The 15443-nt window shown below is 66.6% G+C and carries 14 protein-coding genes; 2 read left to right on the forward strand and 12 right to left on the reverse strand.

Translation table 11 applies throughout. The annotated features are described in order from the left end of the window. Positions 1 to 13: 13 nt before the first annotated feature. From HYN69_RS04070 to HYN69_RS04085, 4 genes are read right to left on the reverse strand one after another with little or no spacing between them, the layout of a single operon-like run. On the reverse strand, positions 14 to 976 hold the full coding sequence (locus HYN69_RS04070) for a glycosyltransferase family 2 protein (protein WP_216824645.1): 963 nt from the start codon (positions 974 to 976) through the stop codon (positions 14 to 16). Positions 977 to 984: 8 nt separating this feature from the next. Next, complete coding sequence (locus HYN69_RS04075; RefSeq protein WP_108434619.1) at positions 985 to 1590, reverse strand: sulfotransferase family 2 domain-containing protein; 606 nt, start codon at positions 1588 to 1590, stop codon at positions 985 to 987. Continuing rightward, positions 1590 to 3623 carry a TRAP transporter permease gene (locus HYN69_RS04080; RefSeq protein ID WP_159082351.1) on the reverse strand — a complete coding sequence of 678 codons (2034 nt, stop codon included), beginning with the start codon at positions 3621 to 3623 and terminating at the stop codon, positions 1590 to 1592. The genes HYN69_RS04075 and HYN69_RS04080 overlap by 1 nt, the downstream gene beginning before the upstream one ends. Then, positions 3620 to 4591 (reverse strand): TAXI family TRAP transporter solute-binding subunit, encoded by a 972-nt coding sequence (locus tag HYN69_RS04085; protein ID WP_108434621.1) that lies wholly within the window; start codon positions 4589 to 4591, stop codon positions 3620 to 3622. Before HYN69_RS04085 ends, HYN69_RS04080 begins: the two co-directional genes overlap by 4 nt. Positions 4592 to 4766: 175 nt before the next feature. Between HYN69_RS04085 and HYN69_RS04090 the strand changes: the two genes are divergently transcribed. Next, positions 4767 to 5939 (forward strand): thioesterase domain-containing protein, encoded by a 1173-nt coding sequence (locus HYN69_RS04090; RefSeq protein ID WP_159082352.1) that lies wholly within the window; start codon positions 4767 to 4769, stop codon positions 5937 to 5939. On the opposite strand, the gene HYN69_RS04095 is transcribed toward HYN69_RS04090, so the two are convergent. The 6 genes from HYN69_RS04095 to HYN69_RS04120 all read right to left on the reverse strand — a co-directional run bounded on the left by HYN69_RS04095 (position 5936) and on the right by HYN69_RS04120 (position 10899). After that, positions 5936 to 7426, reverse strand: coding sequence for a class I adenylate-forming enzyme family protein (locus HYN69_RS04095; protein WP_108434623.1), 1491 nt, complete (start codon positions 7424 to 7426; stop codon positions 5936 to 5938). The two genes, HYN69_RS04090 and HYN69_RS04095, sit on opposite strands and share 4 nt — an antisense overlap. Positions 7427 to 7619: 193 nt before the next feature. Then, positions 7620 to 8141 (reverse strand): hypothetical protein, encoded by a 522-nt coding sequence (locus HYN69_RS04100; protein ID WP_108434624.1) that lies wholly within the window; start codon positions 8139 to 8141, stop codon positions 7620 to 7622. A 166-nt stretch (positions 8142 to 8307) separates the two neighbouring features. Further along, a complete protein-coding gene (locus HYN69_RS04105; protein ID WP_108434625.1) occupies positions 8308 to 9198 on the reverse strand; it encodes an SRPBCC domain-containing protein in 891 nt (296 codons plus the stop codon). Continuing rightward, a complete protein-coding gene (locus HYN69_RS04110) occupies positions 9195 to 9689 on the reverse strand; it encodes an SRPBCC family protein (protein WP_108434626.1) in 495 nt (164 codons plus the stop codon). The genes HYN69_RS04105 and HYN69_RS04110 overlap by 4 nt, the downstream gene beginning before the upstream one ends. Beyond that, complete coding sequence (locus HYN69_RS04115) at positions 9673 to 10026, reverse strand: ArsR/SmtB family transcription factor (RefSeq protein WP_108434627.1); 354 nt, start codon at positions 10024 to 10026, stop codon at positions 9673 to 9675. Before HYN69_RS04115 ends, HYN69_RS04110 begins: the two co-directional genes overlap by 17 nt. Positions 10027 to 10080: 54 nt before the next feature. Next, entirely contained in the window at positions 10081 to 10899 is an 819-nt protein-coding gene (locus tag HYN69_RS04120) for a glycosyltransferase family 25 protein (RefSeq protein ID WP_108434628.1), read from the reverse strand. Positions 10900 to 11140: 241 nt separating this feature from the next. On the opposite strand from HYN69_RS04120, the gene HYN69_RS04125 reads away from it, so the two are divergent. Then, a complete protein-coding gene (locus tag HYN69_RS04125) occupies positions 11141 to 11644 on the forward strand; it encodes a hypothetical protein (protein WP_108434629.1) in 504 nt (167 codons plus the stop codon). A 4-nt stretch (positions 11645 to 11648) separates the two neighbouring features. Here the strand turns inward: HYN69_RS04125 and HYN69_RS04130 are convergent, their stop codons facing one another. Both HYN69_RS04130 and katG read right to left on the reverse strand, forming a co-directional pair. Continuing rightward, positions 11649 to 12935: a PQQ-dependent sugar dehydrogenase gene (locus tag HYN69_RS04130; RefSeq protein WP_108434630.1), complete on the reverse strand. Its 1287-nt coding sequence runs from the start codon at positions 12933 to 12935 to the stop codon at positions 11649 to 11651. Positions 12936 to 13223: 288 nt separating this feature from the next. After that, positions 13224 to 15434 carry a catalase/peroxidase HPI gene (katG, locus tag HYN69_RS04135; RefSeq protein WP_108434631.1) on the reverse strand — a complete coding sequence of 737 codons (2211 nt, stop codon included), beginning with the start codon at positions 15432 to 15434 and terminating at the stop codon, positions 13224 to 13226. Positions 15435 to 15443: the final 9 nt, after the last annotated feature.

The raw sequence follows: 15443 nt of genomic DNA on the forward strand, positions 1-15443 counted from the left end.
GGGTTTGGCGGGGTCAGCCGGAGAGAACGGGGGCCGAGGTCAGCGGGCCGAGGGCATAGGCGCGCCATTTCATGCGGGCGTGGAGATTGGCTTTTTCGCAGATCGCGTCGCGGATTTCGGCCGTCACCGGGGGGGCGGGCGAGGCGTAGCGCACGAGGCGGATGGCGTGGCGGATGATGTCTTGCGCCTCGGCCCTTGTGCTTTGGCGGACGAGGGCGGCGAGGGCAAGGCCGAGGATATCGACAGGGCCTGAGGGATCGAGCGGTGTCAGGGCGCGGGCGCGCAGGAAGTGGTTGGTGGCGGCGGTGACGCTGAAGACCGTGTGGCGCTGGCGGTTGGCGGGACCGGATGCGCGGGTGCAGTTTGTCGGCGAGACGACCAGTTTGCGGCCCAAGTTGCCGAAGCGGGCCTGACCGATCAAGCGCAGCCACAGGTCGTAATCCTGCGCGAGTTTGAAGCGGGGGTCGTAGCCTCCTGCTGCGCCGATGACCGCGCGGCGGAACATCACGGACGGATGGGCCAGCACGTTGCGGCGCGGCAGGGTGGCTATGATCGTGCCGTGGTCGAGCGAGAGGGCGGGCCAAATGTCCAGCAGACCGCGCGGGCCACGGGTTTGTCCGGCGCCGAGAATGTCGAGCCTGCTGCCGCGCAGGGTGGCAAGCTGGATGGCCAGCCGTTCGGGGCAGGAGATGTCGTCGCTGTCCATGCGGGCGACGAAGGTGGCGTCTGTCGCGGCCAGCCCTGCCTGAAGCGCCGCCGCAAGCCCGCCGTTCTGCGGCAGGGTCAGAAGGCGGATGCGGCTTTCGGCTGCGGCGTGGCGGGCAAGGATATCGGGGGTGGCATCGGTCGAGCCGTCGTCGACGATCAGGAAATCCACGTCTCGCAGGGTCTGGGTCAGGATCGAGGTTATGGCACGCGCCACATGGGTTTGCTGGTTGTAGACGGCCATGAGAACGGTGAGATCGGGATTGGTCACGGGTGGCGTCATGGGCAAGGCCTCGGGTAGCCGAAGGTTTCGAAATCGCGGCGGTAGGCCGTGGCCAGCCGGTCGAGACTGCGGTCTGACGGAGTGAACGGGGGTTCGGGGGACGGGTTCCGCAGGGCGAGGCGCGCGGTCAGGTCAAGCCCCGTAAGGGCCGAGAGCGCTTCGAGCGGAGCGGAAAGCCCGTCTTCGTAGCGGAACACCTGCGCCTGCGGCAAAAGGAAGTCGGTCTGCGGGCGGAAGTGGTTATCGCGGTGCGAGGGGTCTTTGGCACTGCGCGACAGGGCGCGGGCAAGCCACGTGTCAAAGCCGATGAGGCGTGCCAGATGCAGACCGGATTTGCGCCGCTGGTAGCGGTATTCCGACACCGCCCGCGCCACCGGATCGCGCACAACGAGGAAGATGAAATCGAACCAGTCGGTGTCGTAGAAGCTGGTGATCGTGTCGGCTGCGGCGTGGCGGGGTTGGAAGCGGTGGCCGTCGTGCCGCACGGGTGCGTCGAAGCGCATGTCTCCGGCCTGTTGCAGCGCAGCCGATATCGCCATTCCGCCGGTTTTCGGCACGTGGACAAAGAGGATGCGGCGGCCTGCGATGGTGTAGACCGGCATTATGCCCCCCTTTGGGTGGCTGGAGCCTGCATGGGGGCCTGCATGGGCGCTTGCATGGCAGATTGCGCGGTGCCGATCGCGTGGCGGCGCAGCGCGAAGCCTGCAGCGAGGATCAGCGCCTGAAATGCTGCGGCGGGGGCCAGTGACGGGGACGGGTGCAAGAGCGGGAGGAGCGCGAGCGCGAGCAGCGCCAGCCAAAGGACGGGCAGCAGGTTTGACCGGTCGAGAGCGGCGCGACGGGTGCGGTCTGGCGGGAGCGAGGCAAACCAGCCTGCCAGTACGAGCGCGGTGGCGGCGCTGCAAAGGGCAACCGCGATGCCTTCGGGCGGGCCGACGAGCAGCAGACCCGGTGCATAGACAAAGGCGAAGGGGACGACATAGATCACCCAGCCGAAGCGCATCGAGGCCCATGCGGTTCCCGAGAAGGACGCGCCGGATATGCCGCTTGCCGCCAGTGCCGCAAAGGCGACGGGCGGGGTGATCATCGACACCATGCCGAAGTAAAGCACGAAAAGGTGCGCGGCGATCAGCGGTACTCCCAGATCGACCAGACCCGGCGCGAGGAGCGTGCCGACGACGACGTAAACCCCCGTGGTCGCCATGCCGGTGCCGAGGACGAGGGCGACGAAGGCGGTTGCCAGCAGCGAGAGAAAGAGGCTCGTTTCGGCCAACGTGCGGATCGCCAGCGTCATGCTGACATCGAGTCCGGTCAGGCCGAGGACGCCGACGATGGCACCGAGGGCTGCGCCTGCGACGACCAGTCCCGAGGCGGCCGAGGCGGTAGCGGCGGCGGTGGCGCAAAGCCTGTGCCACAGGGCGCGCGGGCCTTGCAGGACGATCCCGGTGGCGAGTGCCGCCACCGTGCCGCCGATGCCTGCGAGTTCGGTCATGCGGTCGCCGCGGAACATCAGGACCGAGATCACCAGAACCGGCACGAGGTGCCACAGGTCCGACCAGAAGAGCTGCGGGGCAGGCTCGGGGGTGGCCTCGGGGGCAGAATCGGGGGCAGAATTGGGGGCAGGCTCGGGGGGGGTGTCGGTATCCGAAGCTTCGAGGCGGTTGCCGAGCCATGTGCCCTGATGGAACATCACGCCGAAGCACAGGATCGCGGGCACTGCCGCCGCGAGGGCGATGCTGGCGTAGGGCATGCCGGTCAGGTCGGCCATGATGAAGGCGGCGGCGCCCATGACGGGGGGTGTTACCTGACCCATGGTGGAGGAGACGGCCTCGATCCCGCCTGCGGTCTTGGCCGAGAGGCCGAGTTTGCGCATGCCGGTGATGGTGAAGGCGCCCGAGGTCAGCACGTTCGAGGTGGCGCTGCCCGAGACCAGACCGAAGAGCGCCGAGGACAGGATGGTGGCCTTGATCGCCATGCCCTTGCCGTGGCGCGACATGTGGCGGGCGAGGCGGTCTATCGCATCGGTGCCGCCCGAAAGTTCGTAGGCGGCGCCGAACAGGATGAAGATGACCACGGTCGAGGCGATGACCTTGAGCGATGCGCCCAGAAAGCCGTTGCCTCCGAACAGGAAATAGACGGTGTAGCGCGCGGCCGAGATGCGCGGGGCATCGAGCGGGGCGGGCAGGAATTGCGCGATGAAGCCGAAGGCGACGACGGCGAGCAGCAGAAGCGAGAGGGGCAGGCCGGCCGTCATCACCAAGGCAGTGGCGATCAGGACCGTGGCCAGAACGGTCAGCGCCAGAAGCGGGGGGGTAGGGGCAATGAACAGCGCGCCCGCGCCGCCGAAATGTGCCGCGAGCGAGAGGCCGAGCACCACCGCACCCGCCCCGCCGAGGAGAAGGGCTGCGCGAGCGGGCAGCCCCGCGCGCCCGATGCGCGACCACAGCACATAGGCGAGGGCGGCGGCGAGGGTCAGCGCGAGGACCTGTTCCTGCACCAGAGCGGTACGCAAAAGGCCGAAAGGGTCGAGCGCCCAGAGGACCGGCAGCAGGCAGGTCACGCCACCGGCAAGGCACCGCGCGCCCTTTACCGCAAGGGCAAAGAGCTGCGGGGCCGTTGCGGTTGGACCGGTCACGGCTGTTGGCCGTTCGCCTTGAACCAGGCGACTGCGGCGGGGTGGTAGGGGATGCCGATGTCGACGTTCATCGCATCTGGCTCGAACCATGCCAGCCCCGCAACGGATTGCACCATCGTGTCCTTGCCGCCCGCCAGCGATTTGAGCAGGGCTTCGACATTGGCATCGCTTTCGGAGGCACTGGTGTAGATGAAGTAATCATATTGCAGCACCTTGACCGGGGCGGCGATGGTGGTCAGGTTCGGTGCCGGTTGCAATTCGTAGGTCGAGGCCACGGGAAGGGCCGCCTTGATCGCCGCATCGACCGCCGGATCGGCGGGCAGGGGCAGGGGGACCAGACCGCCGACGTCTTTGGACACCTGTTCGTCGCGCGGGGTGCCGATCACATGGATCATCGCGTCGAGATCGCCTGCGACGAAGGCTTCGGCCATGCTGGTGAAGTTCGATACGGTGACGTTTTCGACATCGTCATAGGTCAGCCCGCCTCCGGCCAGCATCGCGCCGATCAGCGTCTCGCCGGTGACGGCCTGCGCGAAACCGGCGGGCAGGCGTTTGCCCCGCAGGTCGGCGATCGAGGTGATGCCGCTGTCGGCGCGCACGCCAAGGGCCATCCGCATCGGCACGAGCCGTGCCACCAGACGCAAGCCGTCGAGGCGGTTGTCGGCGAACTTGCCACGGCCAAGATAGGCGTCTTGCACGGCGATGGCGTTTTCCAGACCGAAATCCACCTCGCCCGAGTTGACGAAGGCGCTGGCCTGACTGGTGCTGTCATAGGGTTGCGGGCGCAGGTCCATCGATTGCACCTCGGTCGCGGCCTTGCTGACGGCGAGCGCGTAGTTGTAGGTCGATGACCCCTGTGCCGCCGAGGCGAGGGTGGCGGGGTCGGCCCGTCCGGCCCCGACCGTTGCAGCGCCGATGGTTGCCGACAGTGCGACAATCGCCAGCACACCGCGCAGTTTGAAGCGCATTTTCTTGTCCCCCTTGTTTTTGTTGCAGATATCGTTTCGCCTGCCGCATCAATGGTGGCATTTTTAAAGAATGTTAACATAAAAAATTACGAAAGTTTATTCCGCTGAAGTTAGCCGTGGCAAACCATGGCGTTTGCCGGAATGACTGCGCTTCGGGGCTTGGTCGGGGCGATCGGTGGGGGACGGAATGGCGGGGGCGACGATTGTGGCGAAGACGGATGCGGGCGGCGGATTTGCCCGGCGCGATGACTTGCGGTTGCCCTATGCCTTCGTTCCGGCGGGGACGGCGCTGGAGGCCAAGGTGGCCGATGTGTTCGGCGCGGTGTTGCGGGTGGCGGGGGTCGGGGTCGTGGACGATTTCTTCGACCTTGGCGGCGACTCGCTTGGCGGGGAGCAGATCGCGCTTGAGATCGAGCGGCGGACGGGAAAGCCCTTTGCCATATCGGCGCTGTTCGATTGCCCGACGCCGAGATTGATTGCGGCGTATCTGCAACGGGCTGGCGTCGCCAAGGGCGGGCAGGATGCGACGCGGATCTTCGTGGTGCACGGGCGCGGGGGATATACCGTGCTGCGGCCCGAGTTCCGTGCCGGTCTGACGCGGGGCGCCGAGATCACCATGTTCGAATTGCCGGGGATACGGGGCGATGCGCCTGTGCCCGAAACGGTTGCCGATGTGGCGGCGGCTTATGTGGACCAGATCGGGCGCGATTATCCGCAGGGGCCGATCCGGCTGGCAGCGTTCTGCGCGGGCGGGTTGATCGCGCTGGAGATGGCGGCGCAGTTGAAGCGGGCGGGGCGGCCCGTGGCAGGGCTGGTGCTGATCGACCCTTCGGTGCCGTCGCGGCTGCGAAAGCGGCACCGGATGCTGGCGCGGATCGAGGCCGGGGGCGACCGGCTGCGCCTTGCTTACGGCGTGCGTTTTGGCGACGGGGCCGCGTTGCCTGCGCCGCTTGGCGCGCTGGCGCGTCTGGTGCGGCGGGTGGAATACCGGCTGCGGCTGTGGGCGATATTGCTGCGCGAGAACTGGTTTGACCGGCTGCGCGGGGGCGGGGGGCTGGCGCGGTATCGCAATGCGGCGCTGAAGGCGCTGCCGCGGGCGAAGCTGATTACGGCTTACCGCTTTGCGTGGCCCGAGCCGTTCGACGGGCCTGTCGGGGTGATTGCGTCGCAAGAGCGCGGGCCGGCGTTCGGCAAGGCGGGCGGCATCTGGCGGCGGTTCTTGCCGCAGGCCGAGGTGGTGACGGTGGCTGTCAGCCATGCCGATATCGGCAAGGGCAGCGCCGCCGAGGTGGCGGACCGGATGGAGGCGATGCTGCTGTCACCCGAGGCTCTGGCGCGCGCGGGCTAGGTGTTGCCTTCCAGTCGCGCGCGCAGGTCGCGTGTCAGCACCTTGCCGTTGGGGTTGCGCGGCAGGCTGTCGACCAGCACGAAGCGGCGCGGGCGTTTGTCGGGCGAGAGGGTCACGCGACAATGGGCGTCGAGGGTGGCTTCGGTCAGGGTGGGGCTGCCTGCGACGAAGGCGGCGATTTCCTCGCCCAGTGCCGGATCGGCAAAGCCCACGACCGCCACTTCGCGCACGCCGGGCATGGCTGCGAGGATGGATTCGATTTCAGCCGGATAGACGTTGGCACCGCCACGGATGATGAGGTCGGAGCCGCGGCCGACCACGGTGAGGAACCCGTCGGGCGAGACGAAGGCCAGATCGCCGGTGAAGGCCCAGCCGTCGCGCAGGCGGTCGCCGGTGTCGCGGGCGCGGTTGCGGTAAAGGCCGTCTGCCATGCCATGGCTTCGCATCCGCATCAGGCCGACCTCGCCCAGTGGCAGGGGGCGGTCTTCGGCGTCGACGATTTCAAGCCGCACGGTGGGCAGCACGCGGCCATCGGTGTGGTGGTGGGTGGCAAGGTCGTCGCCCGACAGGATGGAACAGGTGCCGGAAATCGAGGACGAGAAGCAGTGCTGGAAGTTGGGGCTGAGCAAGCGCCACGCGCGCTGCTTTTCGGTGGCAAGCATGCCGGAGCCGCCGCAATAGAGCATGTTCAGGCGGGGCATGAGGGGGGCTTTGCCGTCCTCGGTCAGGGAAAGCATGGCGGTGACGGTGGCGGGGACGGCGAAGACGAAGCTGGCGTCCAGCGCGTTGATCTGTTCCACCAGTTCGCCCGCGCCGAAGATCGGCGGGTGGAAGTGGATGGTGGTGCCGCGCAAAAGATTGCCGATGGTGTGGTTGCGCGAGGCCGAGAAGGACAGGGGGTAGGCGTTCAGGAACACGCCGCCAAAGGGGTAGGCGCCTTCGAAGCCGTAGCCCATCGCGCGCAGCAAAAGCGTGCGGTGGCCGATGATGATGCCGAGCGGTCGCCCCGTGGTGCCCGAGGTGAGCGACAGGAAGGCCGGATGGCTGACGGCGGGGTCACGGTCGGGCAGGCTGGGGGTGTGGCGGGCGACGCGGGCGGCGCGATCAGCATCGCAGACGATGGAAGTATAGGCACCGCCTGACAGGTCGCGGTCCTCCAAGAGCGCCGTCAGGTCGAATTCGGCGGCGAGGCGGGTGCGTTCGTCGGAGCGGCTGCGGAAATCGACGGGCACCGCGACCGCGTCGAGCATCCAGAGCGCGAGGGTGAGGACGACCGTATCCAGCCCGTCGCGCAGGGCGAGGCCGACCTGTGCGCCGGCACCGATGCCGCAGTCGCGCAGCTCGACCGCCCATTGCGTGCTGGCGGGCACGAGGTCGCGGAAGCTGAGGGTCCGGTCGCCCGACACCAGCGCGGGGCGGTCGCCGTAGCGCAGGGCGAGGCCGTAGAACAGATCGGCGAGATTGGTCTTGGTGGTGTCGGCCTGCATGTCTTGCCCTAAGTCGGTTTGGGTGCAGGGGATTGTTATTAAGTATTGCCAATTAAGGCGATGCGGAAACGGGGCCGCATCGCCGTTTTGTTCAGAAGGCTTCAGCGAAAGGCTGGTGGCCGTGTGTGCCGGACGGTCGCGCGCCGCGCGACCGCTTCGTGATCGGTCGGTGGCATGGGTTGATCCTGCCGTGTCAGACGAGGAAGCGTTGAACCGGAAGGCTGCCTGTCGGCGATGCGGAACAAACCTTTGGAAACGTGGCGCCAAGTGCCTGACGGGCGCCACGTGCCACGCGCATGAGGCTGTTGCGTTCGGCTTCCCAGAGGTCGGGTTCGTTGTCGCGGTAACCGACGGCAATCATACCGTAACACGTTTGTGCATTCCTTAACGGCACCCAGACCGCGGCTTTCAGGCGGTCGATCTCGCCGTTGAAGAGGGCGCAGTGCTTTGCCGCAACCGGAGTGGTGTTTGCGGTGAAGATACCGAAAAGCGGCTGTGCGAAGCTGACCGGATTGAGCGTGCGCGACATGGTAAAAGGTTCGCCGTCGCCGATGCCGTCGGCTGCGACGATGTGGTGATGGGTTTCGGACGCAAGGGCGATTATCGCCATTTCGGCGTGAAGCAGGGTGACGGCGGCGCAGCAGAGGCTTTGGAGGACGAAAAAGGTATCGGTGTCAAAGGGCTTGGTGTTGCAAATGGCGGGGGCTGGAAGCACGGAAATACTCCAATAAAGGTAATACCTTACAAATGTATCGCATTCTTTGCATTTGTCATTACAGACTTGTGGCTGAGAGGTATCGAAAGTTTCTTCGCCGCCGTTCTGCTGGCTGGCCGCAGCGTTAAGGGCGGGGACATCCTGTCTTTCGGTGCGTCAGGGGAGGTCAGGCAGGCTCGCCCGCCGCGCGGGCGAGTTTGCCGAGCGTTTGCAGACCCAGCGCTTCGGCCCCGAAGGCTTTGGCGTTTCGGAATTCCTCGGCCGTGGACATTATCATGCCGAGCGTGACCACGGTTCCCGTGGTGTCTTCGTCGAAGGAGGCCCATGCGTCGGCGTGTTTGGGGCCGTTCTCGCCCCAGAGCAGGCTGTAGGACAGGCGGGATTCGGGGATGATGTCGTGGTAGCGGTGGTGGTTGGGAAAGACCGTGCCATCGGGGGCGATCATGTCGAAGACCCATTCGCCGCCTGCGCGCAGGTCGATGCGGGTGGTGCGGCAGGAAAAGCCGTCAGGCCCGCACCATTTCGGCAGGGCTTGGGGGTCGAGCCATGCACCCCAGACCGCGCTGCGGGGGGCGTTTATCCTGCGGCGGATGAGGAGCGTGCGTTCGGCGACGGTGGCGAGGGTATCGAGGCCTGCGCCAAAGCCTTGCCGGTAGCCTGCTTCCATATCCTTGGCGAGCGAGGAGAGTTGGACGGTGACCTCGATCCGGCTGGCCTCGGCCTTTGCGGAGAAGCGGGCGGTTATCAGGGCCGCCGATTGCGTGGTGCCATGGGTCGAGACGCGTTCGTAATTCACGCTGCGGGTTTCGGCGACAAGGTCGAGCCAGCCTGCATCACAGCGGATGTCGGGCTGGCCTGCGGCTTTGCACAGCGATACCTCGTGCCCGCCGGTCTGCGGGTCGGAGTGGAGGAATTCGACCGTTACATCGGGCGAGGGGGCGACATCGGGCGAGGGGGCGGCCCAGACGGCGCGGGCGGCGGGGGCGAGCCACGCCTGCCAGAGCGTGGCCACGGGGGCCGCAACGTCGCGGGTGAAGGTGAGGGTGGAGCAGGTCACGGCATCAGCCCCTTGGCATAGGTTTCAAGCTGGGTGACCACAGTGCCCCAGCCGTCGTAAAAGCCCATCTCCTTGTGGGTTTTCGCCGTCTCGGGCGAGCGGTGGCGGGCGATTGCGGTATAGGTGGTGCCCCCCTGCGGCGCGTCGGACAGCAGGAGGATCGCCGTCATGAAGGGTTCGGGCGCGGGTTTCCAGCCTTCGCTATAGGCATCGGTGAAGACGAGTTTTTCCTGCGGGACGATTTCGAGATAGACTCCGTTGTTGTCCATCAGGTTGCCGTCGACATCGAAGGTGGTGTTGAACCGACCGCCGACGCGCAGGTCGAGGTCGACCGCCGTTACCTTGTTGGGTGCGGGGATGAAGAAATGCGGGATGTGTTCGGGTTTGGTCCAGCAGTCCCACACCAGCGCGCGCGGCACGGCGAGGGTGCGCGTGAAGCTGAGGTCGGTTGACGGGTCAAGGGTGGGCGCAGGGTCAAGGGTGGGGATCATCGTCGCGGTCCTTCATCAGGGTCATCACATAGGTGTCGAGCCGGTCGAGCCGCGCTTCCCACAGGGCGCGCTGGTCGTCGAGCCAGTGGCGCACGGGGGCCAGCGACTCGGGCCGGATGGCGCAGGTGCGGACGCGGCCATCTTTGGCCGTGGCGATCAGCCCTGCCGACTGCAGCACCGCCAGATGCCGCATCACGGTGGGCAGGCGCAGGCCGGTCGGGCCGGACAGGTCTGTCACCCGCAGCGGGCCGGTGGCCAGACGCGTCAGCATCGTCCGCCGCGTCGGGTCGGACAGGGCGTGGAAGATCAGCGAGAGGTCGGGTTCATGCTTAGCCATTTGGCTAAGTAAGCGCCTGAAGACCGGGTTTGTCAAGAATAGTTAGCGGATTGGCTAGGTGTTGCGCGTTTCGGTCGGGTCTGCGCGGTAGCGGACGCGTTTGATCCGGTCGCGGCTTGTCAGGCGGCAGAGGATCGGTGCGAGGCGCCGCAGGTCGAGGGAGCGGCGGAGGCGCTGCCAGCGGCGGGATGCGGGCTTGGGTGTGCGTTCGCTTTCCAGCGTGCTGGCAAAGCCGCGTCTTTCGGCCGAGCGCAGGAACATGTCCTGTATCACCGGGGCGGGGTTGGTCTGATAGATCCTGCAGCGGTCACGGCCGCGCAGGGCGAGGTCGAACACCAGACGGTCGACGGCTTCGATGCGGGTTTGGCTGAGCGCAAGCAGTTTTGCCGCACCGCGCCGGGACAGGAAATAGCCGGCAGTTCCGTGATAGCGCCCTTTGAGCCGGGCCAGCGTCACCCCGGCGCGGGTTGTCGCGCAGGTTGTCTCGCAGGTTGGTCCAAGGCGGGCCTTTTCCGGAAACGCTTCGCATTTCACGATATCCGCATCGGCGGGAATCCAGTCGCTATCGGTCAGCAGGGGGGCGAGGCCTGCGAAATGCGCGTCGTCTTCGAGGATGAGCGCCCAGTCGCGGGCACTGGTCAGATGCGCCTGCCAGAGCGCGCGGTGGCTGAGAAGGCAGCCAAGCTCTGCGGCGGCGAGGGCGGGGTATCTGCCGCTTTGCAAGGCGCGGAGCCGCGCGATTTCGGCGGGTGGCAGGGCGTGGCCATCGGTGGCGCGAAAGCGGATCGGGTGGAAGCCCGCAGCCGAGGCGCGGCGGCGCAGGTCTTGCCAGCGATCGGGCGATCGGTCGAGGTTGATGACGAAAACGTCCATGCGGAAAGGCGTCCTGAAGATTAATTTAGGTTAACCTAAGTTAAACTAAGTTAAACTAAATTAACCTTAGCGGCCGGATGCGGTTTTGCCGAAGCGGCACGGTTTGCAAAGCCGCCGGTCCGTATGGGTGGGGCCTGCCGGAAGCATTGCCGCCCCACCAAGGCCAGCGCGCACCCGACTTCGCCATGATTGTTCTTTGCGGGTGGTCCTGCAATCTGGGGGTGCATCTCCGGAGTCTGCCATGACCCAAGCCACCCCCCGCAGCTATCACCACCGCCATCTTGATTTCGCCTTTGCCCGAGGGCCGGGTGCTGCGCGACGGTTGAGCGTGCATTCCGCCGAGGTGTTGCGCGCTGTGCTGGAGGGTAGCTCGGGCGGCGATACGGGTGCCACCGGCTACAAGGCGCTGGGCAGTGTCGATCTGCCCGAAGCGGTGGCCGCCGCTTTGGAGTTGGTGTTGGGCGATCTGCGGACCGATCTGTCGGACGCGGGGGAGGATCGGGGCGATGACCGCTTGCCGCAGATGTTGCGGCAAAAGCGGCAGCGGGCGGCAGAGCGGCTGGAGGAGTTCTTTACACGCCATCGCGGCAATCCGCTGGTTGCGAATGGCGTGGTGGTCGATCCGCGGTCGGCGCGGGGGCGGCAGTTGGTGGCGCAGATCAGGGCGGGTCAGGCCGAGCCGCGGTTGCTGGCCGAATGGGTGCGGCTGCGGATCGAGTGGCGCGGGATCATCGAGGCGTTCTGACGCGTCAGGGGGTGACGCGCCAGATGCGGTTGCCGACATCGTCTGCGACCAGAAGCCCGCCACGACTGTCGATTGCGACGCCGACGGGACGGCCGCGTGCGGTGCCGTCGGGGGCGAGAAAGCCGGTCAGCACGTCGCGCGGTTTGCCTGCGGGTTTGCCTTGCGCGAAGGGGATGAAGATCACCTTGTAGCCCGAGGGCGGTTTGCGGTTCCACGATCCGTGCTGGCCGATGAACACGCCTTGGCCGCCGGCAAAGCCCTTGGCGAAGGTCAGGCCAAGCGATGCGGTATGGGGGCCGAGGGCGTAATCGGGGCGGATCGCACGGGCGACCATTGCCGGGTTCGCCGGCACGCGGGTGTCGATGTGATCGCCCCACCAGCTGTAGGGCCAGCCGTAAAAGCCGCCCTGTTGCAGCGAGGTCATGTAATCGGGGACGAGGTCGCTGCCGATTTCGTCGCGTTCGTTGACCGCGACCCAGAGCTTGCCGGTGACAGGCTCCCATGCAAGGCCGTTGGGGTTGCGCAGGCCCGAGGCGTAGATCGTGGCCTGACCCGTCGCGGGGTTTATGCGCCAGACGGAGGCGCGGCCCTGTTCGGCGGCAAGCCCGTTTTCGGCCGCGTTGCTGTTGGAGCCTATGGTTGCGTAAAGCATGCCATCGGGGCCTGCGATCAGGTCTTTGGTCCAGTGATGGTTGATCGGGCCTGCGGGGAGATCGGTGATCTTTCGCCCGCGTGCGGTGATGCGGGTGGCGCCTGTGGTATAGGCGAAGGCGATGACCGCGTCGGTATTGGCGACGTAGAGCGTCGATCCCATCAGGGCCATGCCGAAGGGCGAGCGCAGGCCTGTGAGGAAGGGTGTGGCGAGGTCGGCCACGCCGTCGGCATCGGTGTCGCGCAGCAGGGTGATGCGGTCGGCGCTGGGCACGCCTGCGCCTGCGAGTTTCATCACCAGCTTCATCGCCAGCGCCTTGGGGGTGCGTGCAGGTTTCGGCGGAGCGTTGGTTTCGGCCACCAGCACGTCGCCGTTAGGCAGCACATGCAGCCAGCGCGGATGGTCGAGGCCTGAGGCGAATTCGGTGACATGCAGGCCCGGCGCGGGGGTGGGCATCGCGCCCTGCGGCCAGCCATTGGCGGGGGCGATGTCGACGGTGGGGATCAGGGTCTTTTGCGGTGCGGGCAGGGCAGGGTTCGGCCCGAAACCCTGCGAGAGCGGCAGGGTGGCGCGTTCGCAGGCGAGAAGGAGGGCGCAGGCGAGAAGGAGGATTGGGAGGAGAAGCCAACCGAACCGCATGGACCGTTCCTTTTACCTGTGCAGGGGCGAACGGTCGGCGGGCGGTCGGGGTTCCAGAGGGCAGGTCTGGCGCATGGCCCCCACCCCCGACCCCTCCCCCGCAGCGGGGGAGGGGAGTGGCGTGCGGTCTTTGGCGTCGGGTCCGTGTGCAGGGGGCGCGCCGTGAGTATTTTGGCAAAGGTGAAGGGGAAGGGATGCTCCCCTCCCTGAAGGGGAGGGGTCGGGGGAGGGGTAATGGCGAAGGGTCCGGCGTTGCCGCCGGACCCTTGTTTTGCGGCGCAGCAGGCTTCAGGCGTCGAAGCGGTCGAGGTTCATCACCTTGGTCCATGCCTTGACGAAATCGGCCACGAATTTGGCCTTGGCGTCGTTCTGGGCGTAAACCTCGGCCAGGGCGCGCAGTTGCGAGTTCGAGCCGAACACCAGATCGACGCGGGTGGCGGTGTGCTTGACGGCACCCGTCTTGCGGTCGCGGCCTTCGTAGCTGTTTGCGCCGGTGGGTACCCACTGTACCGACATATCGACGATGGTGTCGAAGAAGTCGGTGGTCAGCGTGCCCGGACGCTTGGTGAAGACGCCGTGGGTGTTGCCGACCGTTGTGCCGAGGACGCGCAGGCCGCCGACCAGCACGGTCATTTCCGGTGCCGAGAGCGTCAGGAGTTGTGCGCGGTCGACCAGCAGTTCCTCGGCCGAGACGGTGTAGGCCGAGGCGAGGTAGTTGCGGAAGCCGTCTGCGGTCGGCTCCATCGGGGCGAAGCTGTCGGCGTCGGTCTGGTCTTGGGTCGCGTCGACACGGCCCGGTGTGAAGGGCACGGCTGTGGCGTGGCCTGCGGCTTTGGCCGCCTGTTCCACGCCTGCATTGCCTGCCAGCACGATGAGGTCGGCCAGCGAGACGCGCTTTTTGCCGGCCTTGGCGTTGAAGGCTGTCTGGATGGTTTCCAGCTTTGCCAGCACGCGTGCCAATTGCGCGGGCTGGTTCACGGCCCAGTCCTTTTGCGGGGCAAGGCGGATGCGCGCACCGTTGGCGCCGCCGCGCTTGTCGGAGCCGCGGAAGGTCGAGGCCGAGGCCCATGCGGTGCCGACGAGTTCCGACACGGTCAGGCCGCTTGCCAGCACTTCGGCTTTCAGTGCGTCGATGTCGGCGGCGTCGATCAGGTCATGGTCGCGGGCGGGCAGCGGGTCTTGCCAGATCAGGTCTTCGGCAGGGACTTCCGGCCCGAGGTAAAGCACCTTCGGCCCCATGTCGCGGTGGGTCAGCTTGAACCATGCGCGGGCGTAGGCGTCTGCGAACAGCGCAGGATCGGCGTGGTAGCGGCGCGAGATCGGCTCGTAGATCGGATCGAAGCGCAGCGACAGGTCGGCGGTGGTCATCATCGGCGCATAGGATTTCGACGGGTCATGTGCGTCGGGAATCATGTGTTCCGGCTTGCAGTTGATCGCCCGCCATTGCTTGGCGCCAGCGGGGGTTTCCACCAGTTCCCATTCGTAGCCGAAGAGCATGTCGAAATAACCCATGTCCCATGTGGTGGGATTGGGCTTCCATGCGCCTTCGAAGCCGCTGGTGATGGTATCAAAGCCGTTGCCCTTGCCATGCGAGGACAGCCAGCCAAAGCCCATCGCCTCGATCGGGGCGGCTTCCGGCTCTGGTCCCACGGCGGTGGCGGGGCCGTTGCCGTGCGCCTTGCCGAAGGTGTGGCCGCCTGCGACGAGGGCCACGGTTTCTTCGTCGTTCATCGCCATGCGCGCGAAGGTTTCGCGCACGTCACGGCCCGAGGCGACGGGATCGGGGTTGCCGTCCGGTCCCTGCGGGTTGACGTAGATCAGGCCCATCTGCACGGCGGCGAGGGGGTTTTCCAGCTCGCGGTCGCCGGTGTAGCGGCTGTTTGCCTTGTCGCTGGTCGCGAGCCATTCAGTCTCGGCGCCCCAGTAGACGTCTTCTTCCGGCTCCCACACATCGGCGCGGCCGCCGCCGAAGCCGAAGGTCTTGAAGCCCATCGTCTCCATCGCGACATTGCCTGCGAGGATCATCAGGTCGGCCCAGGAAATCTGGTTGCCGTATTTCTGCTTGATCGGCCAGAGCAGGCGACGCGCCTTGTCGAGGTTGCCGTTGTCGGGCCACGAGTTCAGCGGTGCGAAACGCTGCTGGCCGGTGCCTGCGCCGCCGCGCCCGTCGGCGGTGCGGTAGGTGCCTGCGCTGTGCCATGCCATGCGGACAAAAAGGCCGCCGTAATGGCCCCAATCGGCGGGCCACCAATCCTGACTGTCGGTCATCAGCTTGGCGAGGTCGGCTTTCAGCGCGGGGTAGTCGATTTTCTTGAATTCTTCGGCGTAGCTGAAGTCCGGACCCATCGGGTTACCGGCGGGGGCGTTCTGGTGCAGGATCTTGAGGTTGAGCTGGTTCGGCCACCACTCGCGGTTCGAGCGATTCGCGTGGCTTGCGTGTTTCGGAGCGCCGTGCATCACCGGGCATTTGCCCGCATTGCCAAGATCGTTGCCATCCATCGATTGCTC

It is taken from the genome of Gemmobacter aquarius (genome assembly GCF_003060865.1).
Lineage (GTDB): Bacteria > Pseudomonadota > Alphaproteobacteria > Rhodobacterales > Rhodobacteraceae > Paragemmobacter > Paragemmobacter aquarius.